This is a genomic window from Burkholderia sp. E168m23 (genome assembly GCF_016586125.1).
Taxonomy (GTDB): Bacteria; Pseudomonadota; Gammaproteobacteria; order Burkholderiales; family Burkholderiaceae; genus Burkholderia; species Burkholderia orbicola.
Genome location: NZ_BCPP01001352.1, coordinates 1 through 1,365, shown reverse-complemented (window position 1 = coordinate 1,365; position 1,365 = coordinate 1). Strand labels below are relative to the sequence as shown.

The window sequence follows — 1,365 nt, the reverse complement described above, 5'->3', positions numbered from 1 at the left end:
GTCGTCTTGCCCGCGCCGTTCGGGCCGATCACCGAATGCACGGTGCGCGGCATGATGCGCAGATCGACGCCGCCCAGCGCGGTGAACTTGCCGTAACGCTTGACGATGCCGCGTGCTTCGAGAATCGCTTCGCTCATTGCCGCTCCTTGACCGTGACCGCCGTGCGATCGCCACGCCGCAGCGACGCCACGATGCGTTCGCCCAGCCCCCACAACCCGCGCTGCATGAACAAGCTGACCGCGATCAGCACGAGGCCGAGCAGCAGCAGCCAGCGCGGCCACAGCGTCGACAGCCAGTCCGCGAACAGCACGTAGAACGCCGCGCCGAGCACCGACGCGAACAGGTTGCCCGTGCCGCCGATCACCGTCATCACGAGGATCATTTCACTCGTGTGATAGTCGATGTTCGACAGCGGCGCGATGCCCGTCATCAGCGCGTGCAGCGCGCCCGCCAGGCCCGTGACCGCGCCCGAGATCACGAACGCCGCGAGCTTGAAGCGTTTCACGTCGTAGCCGGCCGCCGCCGCGCGCGCCTCGTTGTCGCGAATCGCGAGCAGCGTGCGGCCGAACACCGAGCGCGACACGCGCAGCAGCAGCCAGAACACCGCGACGAACAACACCGCGACGAAGCCGTAGTAACGCCACGGCGAATCCAGCGCGACGAGCGGATGCCCGAACGCGGCGAGCGCGGGGCGCGGGATGTCGAGCAGCCCGTTGTCGCCGCCCGTCACATCCGGCGTCGTATACGCGAGGAAGTAGAACAACTGCCCGAACGCGAGCGTCAGCATCACGAAGTAAGTGCCGCGCTGCCGGATCGAGAACCAGCCGACGAGTGCGGCCGCGACGGCGCCGAGCACCGCCGCCGCCAGCAGCGCGACGCTCACCGATGCGACACCGCGCGTCAGCACCAGCCCCGCCGCGTAGCTGCCGAGCCCGAAGAAGATGCCCTGCCCGAACGACAGCAGGCCCGTGTACCCGAGCAGCAGATTGCAGCCGAGCGCGGCGAGCGCGAACACCAGCACTTCGGTCGCGAGCGAGCCCGAACTCAACACGAGCGGCAACACGCACGCGGCGACCACCGCGAGCCAGCCTTCCGGCCGCTGCAGCAGGCCGCGCCACGGCCGCGGGCGTTGCGACGCCGCCGCGCCGCGCGTCAGCGGTTTCGACGAATCGATCATGCGGCCCTCCCCAGCAAACCGTTCGGACGCAGCAGCAGTACGGCCGCCATTGCGACGTAGATCATCAATCGCGCGCCTTCCGGCCACAGCGTGCTCATCAGGCTCTGCACGATGCCGACCAGCAGCCCGCCGACCAGCGCACCGAGAAAATTCCCCATCCCGCCGACGACGACCACGACGAACGCGAC

1 protein-coding gene and 2 pseudogenes are annotated in these 1,365 nt (G+C 68.9%); all 3 read right to left on the bottom strand.

Going from position 1 to position 1,365, the window contains the following annotated elements; all coding sequences use genetic code 11:
* Positions 1 to 137, bottom strand: a pseudogene (locus tag JMF90_RS37225) (ABC transporter ATP-binding protein); the annotation flags it as partial.
* Positions 134 to 1,177 (bottom strand): branched-chain amino acid ABC transporter permease, encoded by a 1,044-nt coding sequence (locus JMF90_RS37220; RefSeq protein ID WP_201317244.1) that lies wholly within the window; start codon positions 1,175 to 1,177, stop codon positions 134 to 136. The gene JMF90_RS37220 and the pseudogene JMF90_RS37225, both read right to left, overlap by 4 nt.
* A pseudogene (locus JMF90_RS37215) lies at positions 1,174 to 1,365 on the bottom strand (branched-chain amino acid ABC transporter permease); the annotation flags it as partial. The pseudogene JMF90_RS37215 and the gene JMF90_RS37220, both read right to left, overlap by 4 nt.